Source organism: Paraburkholderia sp. SIMBA_027 (assembly GCF_046535315.1).
GTDB classification, from domain to species: domain Bacteria; phylum Pseudomonadota; class Gammaproteobacteria; order Burkholderiales; family Burkholderiaceae; genus Paraburkholderia; species Paraburkholderia tropica.
In genome coordinates this window covers 60130-68435 of sequence record NZ_JAWRWY010000029.1, presented here as the reverse complement: position 1 = coordinate 68435, position 8306 = coordinate 60130, and the positions used below count along the sequence as shown (strand labels likewise).

General features: G+C 66.1%; 6 protein-coding genes and 1 pseudogene. 1 reads left to right on the top strand and 6 read right to left on the bottom strand.

What is annotated here, in order from left to right:
- The 5 genes and pseudogenes from SB764_RS35760 to SB764_RS35740 form a co-directional block, all read right to left on the bottom strand.
- Positions 1 to 95, bottom strand: a pseudogene (locus SB764_RS35760) (electron transfer flavoprotein subunit beta/FixA family protein); the annotation flags it as partial.
- A gap of 38 nt (positions 96 to 133) precedes the next feature.
- A complete protein-coding gene (locus SB764_RS35755; RefSeq protein WP_065063391.1) occupies positions 134 to 1345 on the bottom strand; it encodes a CaiB/BaiF CoA transferase family protein in 1212 nt (403 codons plus the stop codon).
- A gap of 106 nt (positions 1346 to 1451) precedes the next feature.
- Complete coding sequence (locus tag SB764_RS35750) at positions 1452 to 2588, bottom strand: acyl-CoA dehydrogenase (RefSeq protein WP_321867592.1); 1137 nt, start codon at positions 2586 to 2588, stop codon at positions 1452 to 1454.
- Positions 2589 to 2599: 11 nt separating this feature from the next.
- Positions 2600 to 3808, bottom strand: a complete 1209-nt coding sequence (locus SB764_RS35745; protein WP_065063387.1) for an acyl-CoA dehydrogenase family protein — start codon at positions 3806 to 3808, stop codon at positions 2600 to 2602.
- Positions 3809 to 3950: 142 nt separating this feature from the next.
- Positions 3951 to 6077 (bottom strand): 3-hydroxyacyl-CoA dehydrogenase NAD-binding domain-containing protein, encoded by a 2127-nt coding sequence (locus SB764_RS35740; protein WP_410866210.1) that lies wholly within the window; start codon positions 6075 to 6077, stop codon positions 3951 to 3953.
- A 172-nt stretch (positions 6078 to 6249) separates the two neighbouring features.
- Here SB764_RS35740 and SB764_RS35735 point away from each other — a divergent pair, with 172 nt between their 5' ends.
- Positions 6250 to 7158 (top strand): LysR family transcriptional regulator, encoded by a 909-nt coding sequence (locus SB764_RS35735; RefSeq protein WP_065063384.1) that lies wholly within the window; start codon positions 6250 to 6252, stop codon positions 7156 to 7158.
- 66 nt (positions 7159 to 7224) lie between these two features.
- On the opposite strand, the gene SB764_RS35730 is transcribed toward SB764_RS35735, so the two are convergent.
- On the bottom strand, positions 7225 to 8010 hold the full coding sequence (locus SB764_RS35730; protein ID WP_065063382.1) for a DUF4397 domain-containing protein: 786 nt from the start codon (positions 8008 to 8010) through the stop codon (positions 7225 to 7227).
- Between the last annotated feature and the right edge of the window lie 296 nt (positions 8011 to 8306).

Below are 8306 nucleotides of genomic sequence, written 5' to 3'. Positions count from 1 at the left end.
TTGACGTTCGCGATATCCACGCCCGTGCCGTCCGACTTCACACGAACCTTCACGTTGTAATCGACCACGCGTTTGACGGGTACGAGAATCTTCACAGCACTCCTCCTGTTCCAACGGGTTTATTCAAGCGGGCTCAAATGACGCCCTTGTCCTTCAATTGCGCGAGTTGTTCGTCGCTATAGCCGAGCGACGCGAGCACGTCGCGCGTGCCTTCGCCGAGTTGCGGCGGGGCGCGGCGCACGGGCATGCGTTCGCCGTCGAAGCGCCACGGCGGCGCGAGCACCGGCGTCGTGCCGCTTTCAGTGTCCGGATGCGGCTGCTGCGTCACGAGTCCCGCATCGGTCGCGCGCTTCGAGAGCAGCGCTTCGCGCAGGCCCGCGACTTCGCCGCACGGAATGCCCGCGCCCGCGAGCCGTTCGAGCAGCAGCTTGCGCCCGCGGCTGGCGAGTTCGCGTTCGAGTTCGGGCACGAGCGTCGCGCGGTTCTGCGAACGCAGGATGTTGGTTTTGTAGCGCGCGTCGTCGGCGATGTCGGGGCGCTCGATCACTTCGCGCGCGAAGCGTTCGAACTGCGCGTTATTGCCGACCGTGATGACGAGCGGACCATCGGCGGCATCGAATACGCCATACGGTACGATCGACGGATGCGCGTTGCCGTAGCGCGGCGGATCTTCGCCCATCACGAGCGCTTCGAGGCCGTAGTACGCAGTGATCATCAGCCCGCAATCGAACAGCGCCATTTCGATGTGACGCCCGCGACCGCTGCGCTCGCGTTCGTAGAGCGCGGCGAGCATCGCCTGCGCCGAATACATGCCGGTGAACAGATCGACCGCCGCGACACCGAACTTCAGCGGCGGCTGGTCCGCCTCGCCGTTCAGCGCCATCAGGCCCGCTTCGCCCTGCACGACGAGGTCGTAACCGGGACGCTTCGCTTCGGGACCGGTGCGGTCGTAGCCGGAAATCGAGCAATAGATGAGGCGCGGATTAATTGCGCGCAATTGCTCGTAGCCGAGCCCGAGTTTCTCCGCGCCGCCGAACTTGAAGTTCTGGATAAAGACGTCGCTGGTCTTCGCGAGTTCGCGCACGATCTCCTGCGCTTCGGGCGTTTGCAGATCGAGCGTAAGCGAACGCTTGTTGCGGTTCACGCTGTTGAAGTAAGCGGTCTCGGTCTTGCCGATGCGCACGCCCCAGTCGCGCGTGTCGTCGCCGCGGTCGGGATGTTCGATCTTGATGACTTCCGCGCCGAGGTCGCCGAGCACCATCGCGCTCCACGGACCCGCGAGCACGCGCGACAGATCGAGGACGCGCACGCCCGAAAGCGGCAGGCCGGTGTTGTGAGTCTGCATCAGCAGGCACTCCTGGTTCGTTGTTGAGGGAAGGCCGCGCGTCGCTGTCGCGTCTGTTGCATCGCGCCCGCCTTTCCGTCGCCGGGTTGGAGCTGGGGCGCGACGATCAGGCCGCTGCGCGCGACAGCGCGATATAACGCGCGAGATGATGATCCTCGTCGCCGAGCTGGTGATCGATCATCACGAGACGCTTGGCGTAATGCGCAAGCGGCAACTCCCACGTCATGCCGATGCCGCCGTGCAACTGGATCGCTTCTTCGGCCACGCGCGCGCCAATGCGCCCGATCGTGACCTTCGCCGCCGACAGCGCGCGCTCGCGTTCGACGCGCGCCGCGCCGATGGCCGCCGCCGCGTTGATCACCGACGAACGCGCCTGCTCGATTTCGAGCAGCAGATCGGCCATGCGATGCTGCAGCGCCTGAAAGCTGCCGAGCGGCGCGCCGAACTGCTTGCGCGTGCGCAGATACTCGAGCGTGTGATCGCGCGCCACGTCCATCGCGCCCACGGCTTCCGATGCCAGCGCGACGAGGCCGTAACCGCTCGCCTGTTCGAGCGTCGCGAAGCCCGCGCCTGCCGCGCCCACGAGCGCGTCGGCGCCCAGTTGCACGTTATCGAGCGTGACTTCGGCCGCGCGTCCGCCGTCGATCTTGCGATAGCCGCGCACGCGCACGCCTTGCGCGTCGCGCGGCACGAGAAAGAGCGAAATGCCCGCTTCGTCGAATTCCGCGCCCGACGTGCGCGCCGAGACGAGCAGCACGTCGGCGTGCTCCGCGTGCTGCACGACGCCTTTCGCGCCTTGCAGCAGCCAGCCGTCGCCGCGCTTTTCCGCCCGCGTGCTCACGCGCGCCGCTTCGTAGTGCGAGCCCGGCTCGTCGTGCGCGAAGGCCGCGATCTGCGAGCCGTCGATCAACGATGCGATGCGCGCGCGCTGCGCCTCGTTGCCCGCGTGCGCGAGCGCACGGCCGACGATCAGCGTGTCGAGGAACGGTTCGACCACGAGGCCGCGCCCGAGCGATTCGAACACGACCGCGACGTCGAAACCCTGGCCGCCGAAGCCGCCGTCCGCTTCGTCGAACAGCGCGCCGATCACGCCGAGTTCGGCGAAGCGCTGCCACATCGGCGCGCTGAAGCCTTCAGGCGAGCGCGCGATTTTATCGCGGCTCTCGAAACCGTATTGCTCCGCGATGAAGCGATTGAGCGTATCCGCAAGCATGCGGCGGTCTTCGGTGTGCTGGAAGTTCATAGCAGGACCTCTTAAAGACCGAGAATCATCTTGGAGATGATGTTCTTCTGGATTTCATTGGAGCCGCCGAAGATCGACAGCTTGCGATTGTTGAAATACTGCGACGCGGCGCTCGCGGCTTCGTCGGGGCCGATCGGCTCGCCGTCATAGCCTTCGTGCAGCGCTTCTTCGACGAACGGCGCCGCGTACGGCCCCATCGCGCGACGCAGCAGCGACGAAATCTCCTGGCGGATTTCGGTGCCGCGAATCTTGAGCATCGAGCTTTCCGCGCCGGGCACGCCGCCGCCGGCCACCGCCGCGATCACGCGCAGATTGGTGGTCTTCATGTTCTCCAGGTCGATCTCGACTTTCGCGAGACGCGCGGCGAACTGCGGATCGTCGGCGAGCGGCTTGCCGTTGCGCTTGACCTGCTGCGCGGCGTGTTTCAGGCGCGCGAGCGCGGCGACCGAAAAGCCCACGCCCGCGATGTTGGTGCGCTCGTAGGTCAGCAGATATTTCGCGTAGGTCCAGCCCTTGTTCTCTTCGCCGACGAGGTTCTCGACCGGCACGCGCACGTCGGTGAAGAACACTTCGTTCACTTCGTGCTCGCCGTCGAGCGTGACGATCGGGCGCACTTCGATGCCCGGCGTATTCATGTCGATCAGCAGAAAACTGATGCCTTCCTGCTTGCGCACGTCGGTGGCGGTGCGCACGAGGCAGAAGATCATGTTCGCGTAGTGGCCGAGCGTGGTCCACGTCTTCTGGCCGTTCACGAGGTAGTAGTCGCCGTTCGCGTCGGTTTTACGCACGGCGCTCGTGCGCAGCGAGGCGAGGTCGGAGCCCGCGCCCGGTTCCGAATAGCCCTGACACCACCAGTCCGCGCCGTTCAGAATGCGCGGCAGCCAATAGCGCTTTTGCGCTTCGCTGCCGTACTTGATGAGCACGGGCCCGAGCATGTTCACGCCGAACGGCACGATGCGCGGCGCGCCCGCAATCGCGCATTCGTTTTCGAAGATGAACTTCTGCACCGGCGTCCAGCCCGGGCCGCCGTATTCCTGCGGCCAGTGATTCGCGAGCCAGCCTTTGTCGTTGAGGATGGCGTGCCATTGCGCCATGTCGTCGCGCGTGAGATGGCGGCCGGTGCGCACGATATCGGCGAGACGTTGCGGCAGATGATCGCGCAGAAAGCCGAGCACTTCGCTGCGGAAGGCTTCTTCCTCGGCGGTGAATTTCAGGTCCATGGTGGTGTTGCTCCTTGCGGCCCGCGCGCGGCAAGCGGTGCCGGGCGCGGGCGGGTATTCAGGCGCGTGGCGGCGAGGCCGTCACGCGCTGTTCCAGCGATGCGGCTATCGATGCATGTAGCGATGCATCGAGCGACGCGATTCAGCCGATCTGATTCAGGCTCGCGAAGTTCGCGCCGCGCTCGACGAGGTCGACGAGCAGCGGCGAGGGCTTCCAGAACAGCGGATCTTCCTTCGCGTATTCGCGGATGTCGGCGAGCACATTGGCGAGGCCGACCGTATCGGCGTACTGCATCGGGCCGCCGCGATAGCGCGGGAAACCGTAGCCGTAGATCAGCGTGACATCGACGTCGAGCGGGCGCAGCGCGATCTTTTCGTGCACGACGTTCGCGCCTTCGTTGATCATCGCGGCCATGTAGCGGCGCAGGATGGCTTCGTCGGTGAAGCTGCGCGGCGCAATGCCCGCGCGCTCGCGCTCGGTGCGAATGATCGATTCCACTTCCGGGTCGGGCGTGCCCACGCGCGCGCCTTCCGGATAGAGGTAGAAGCCGCGGCCCGTTTTCTGGCCGAACCAGCCGCGCTCGCAGAGGCGGTCGGCGATCTGCACGTAACGCGCTTTCGGGTCGCGTGTGGCCGCGCGGCGCTTGCGCGTGGCCCAGCCGATGTCGCCGCCCGCGAGGTCGACCACTTGATACGGGCCCATCGGGAAGCCGAATTCGCGCACGGCCTTGTCGATCTGATACGGCGACGCGCCGTCTTCCATCAGATGATCGGCCGCCGTGCGATAGACGGCGAGAATGCGGTTGCCGATAAAGCCGTCGCACACGCCCGCGCGCACCGGCACCTTGCGCAGCTTCTTCGCGAGTTCGAATGCGGTGGCGACGACGTCGGCGCTCACGGCCTTCGGCACCACGACTTCGAGCAGCTTCATGATGTTCGCGGGCGAGAAGAAGTGCAGGCCGATCACGTCCTGCGGGCGCTTCACGCTGGCCGCGATGGCGTCGATGTCGAGATACGAGGTGTTGGTGGCGAGCACCGCGCCCGGCTTGCAGACGCGGTCGAGTTCCGCGAACACGGCCTGCTTGACGCCCATTTCCTCGAACACGGCTTCGATCACGAGGTCGACGTTCGCGAGCGCGTCGTACGACGTGCTGCCGCTGAAGCGCGCGAGCGTCTGCGCCTTCGCTTCGGGCGTCATGCGGCCTTTCGCGATGAGGCCGTCGTAGACTTTTTCGACGTGCGCGCGGCCGCGTTCGAGCGAGGCGTCGTCGCGTTCGATCATCGTCACGGGCAGGCCCGAATCGAGCACGGCCACGGCGATGCCCGCGCCCATCGTGCCGCCGCCGATCACGCCGACGCTTTCGATCGCGCGCGGCTTCGCGCTCTTCGTTTCCGGCGCCTTCTGCACTTCGCGCTCGGCGAAGAACGCGTGGACGAGGCCCGCGCGCTGCGGGCTGTCGAGGCATTCGAGGAACAGCTTGCGCTCGACGCGCATGCCTTCTTCGAACGGATGATCGAGCGCGGCCTGCACGCAATCGATGATCTTCAGCGGGGAAAACAAACCGCGCGACTTCTTCGCGGTTTCCGCGCGCGCGGCGTCGATGGCGGCCTGCGACGCCGCGCGGTCGGCGAGCGCCTGCGCGTCGCGCGTGCGGCGCGGCTGCGCATGCGCGGCGAGCAGTTCCTGCGCGTAGGCGAGACCTTCCGCAAGAATGTCTTCGCTCGCGCCCACGCGGTCGACGAGACCGATCTTGAGCGCTTCCTGCGCGCTGGCGTGACGGCCGCTGAGCATGAGCGAGAGCGCGGCCTGCGCGCCGATCAGACGCGGCGTGCGCTGCGTGCCGCCCGCGCCCGGCAGCAGGCCGAGATTGACTTCGGGCAAGCCGAGCTTTGCGCCCGCGACGGCGAGGCGATAGTGCGCGGCGAGCGCCACTTCGAGGCCGCCGCCGAGCGCCGCGCCGTGAATGGCCGCAATCACCGGCTTGTGGCAGGACTCCATGCGCGCGCAGACTTCGGGCAGCGCGGGCGGTTGCGGCGGCTTGCCGAATTCGCGGATGTCGGCGCCGGCGATGAAGTTGCGGCCCGCGCCGACGATCAGCACGGCCTGCACGGCGTCGTTCGACTCGGCGTGCTCGATGGCGGCCGCGAGGCCGCGCCGCACGTCGACGCCGAGCGCATTCACGGGCGGGTTGTCGACGGTGACAAGCAGCACCTTGCCGCGCAGTTCGTGGGTGACGGGAGAAACGGGAACGGCCGTATCGATTGCCATGAAGGGTGTCTCCGGATTGAGGGCCCGACAGGCGCAGGGCCCGGAAGGCGGTTCTCTGATATTCGTTTTATTGTGGATACGCCAAGGTTAATTGACAATCCCATGGTTCGTTGACAGACTGTCAAAGATTCTTTGACAATAATCAGTCTGCAGAAAACTCCGAGACCCGAACGTGGATGTCAATGCGCTAACCATGCTGGTGGAGATACTCGACGCGGGCAATCTGAGCGAGGCGGCGCGCCGGCTCAAGATGAGCCGCGCGAACGTGAGCTACCACCTCAATCACCTCGAAAAATCGGTCGGGCTGCAACTGGTGCGCCGCACCACCCGGCGCGTCGAGCCGACCGAGATCGGCCTGAAGCTTTACGAGCACGGCCGCTCGATCCAGAACGCGTTGCTGGCGGCGCGCGAGTCGGTGTCCACGCTCGGCAAGAGTCTGCAGGGGCGCGTGCGTCTTTCCGTGCCGAGCGGTTATGGCCAGCTCGTGATGTCGGACTGGCTGATCCGCTTCAAGCGGCTTTATCCGGGCATCGTGCTCGACGTGATGTTCGAAAATCGCGTGGAAGATCTGCTGCGCGACGAAGTCGACATCGCCGTGCGCGTGATGCACGAACCGCCGCAGAATCTCGTCGCGCGCGACATGGGTGCGGTGAAGTACATCATCTGCGCGTCGGCGCAGTGGGCGCAGCAGCACGGCATGCCGCAGACGCTGGAAGATCTGGCGAGCGCGCCCGTGATCACCGCCACGGTGGTCGGGCGGCAACTGCGTCTCGCGGGCTATCTGGACGACGACCGGCACGAGGTGCTGCTCGAACCGTCGATTATTTCGGAGAACTTCCTGTTTCTGCGCCAGTCGATTTTGTCCGGACTCGGCGTGGGCATCGTGCCCGACTACGTGGTGCAGGACGACATCCGGCTCGGCGCGGTGGTGACGTCGCTCGACGCGTGGCGTCTGAGCATCTTCGGCACGCACATGTACATGCTGTACATGCCGAACCGCCACCATACGCGCGCGGCCGCCACCTTCATCGACTTCGTGCTCGACGAAGCGCACAAGACGGGGCGCGGCGCCGCCGCGTGAGCGAGCATCGCGGCGGCTTCGGTGGCGGCTTTTACAACAGCGCTTGTGGCTGGAGGGCGAGCCGGATTACACGCCCGTGAGCTGGTTGATCAGCTCGACGGCGGGCTGCGAGGTGTTGCCGCCTTGCGCGACCAGCAGATGGATCTGACCCACCGCGAGTTGCGAGAGCGTGCCCGAGATCGGCACCGAGGTGATCAGCCAGTCGGCGTTGTTCGCGAGATCGAAGCTCGCCGACTGGAAGATCGCCGTCTTGGAACCGGACACCGTCGCGATGGCGACGTAGGTGCCGCCGTTCAGGTAGTTCGAATCCTGGCCGCTCGCCGGCACGGCGTTCTTGTACGCCACGCCGGCCATGGTCGGCGCCACGGTGTTGATGTCGGTGCCGGGCGCGACGATGTAGATGTCGAGATTCTGCGCGTTGACGGTGGCGTTGAACGCGCGCACGCGTGCGCTGTTGGAGAGCAGGCCCTTGTCGAACGGATCGTCGATCAGGCCGATGTCGCCGCCGGCAAGCGCGGGCAACGCGAGCACCGTGTATTCGTGACCTTTGGCGACGTCGGGGAAGTTGCCGCTGGCGATGGCCGTGGTCGAGCCGGTATTGGCGTAGGCCACGGTCGTGTTGCCCGTGTTGATGTTCGCGAAGTTGGTGACCTGCTTGTATGCGATGTTGGTTTGCAGGGCTGCGCCGTTCACGAGGAAGTCCACGTTGCCGCCGCCGGGCAGCGCGTGCACGAAATGGACTTCGGGGTTTTGCAGGCCGAGTTCCTTGCCTACGTCGTTGCCGCCGCCGCCGCATGCGCTCAGCAGGGCCGCCGCGCTCGCGAGCACGGCCAGGGTGCGAATCGTCTTCATCTCATCCACCTCATCGGGTTTCGTTTCCAGCTGTAGAAGGCACGGTGTATGTGTGCGCGTTTGTTATGGCTGTCCAGCCGCGCGGGCGAGTGTTGCTTGCCACGTAAAATGCCGCGCGCGGGCGGGCGAGCATGCTCAGCAATCGCTGTGCCGTGGGCGTCGCGCGGCGTGGGCGAAGTCGTAACAAGGCGTAAGCGCGCCCGTGCGAACGCTTGCGCGGAGGCGGCGTGGGCGTGCTGCGAAAGCGAGGGAAGTGGCGCGTGAGCGCGCGGATGATCGCGGGGATGATCGGACGG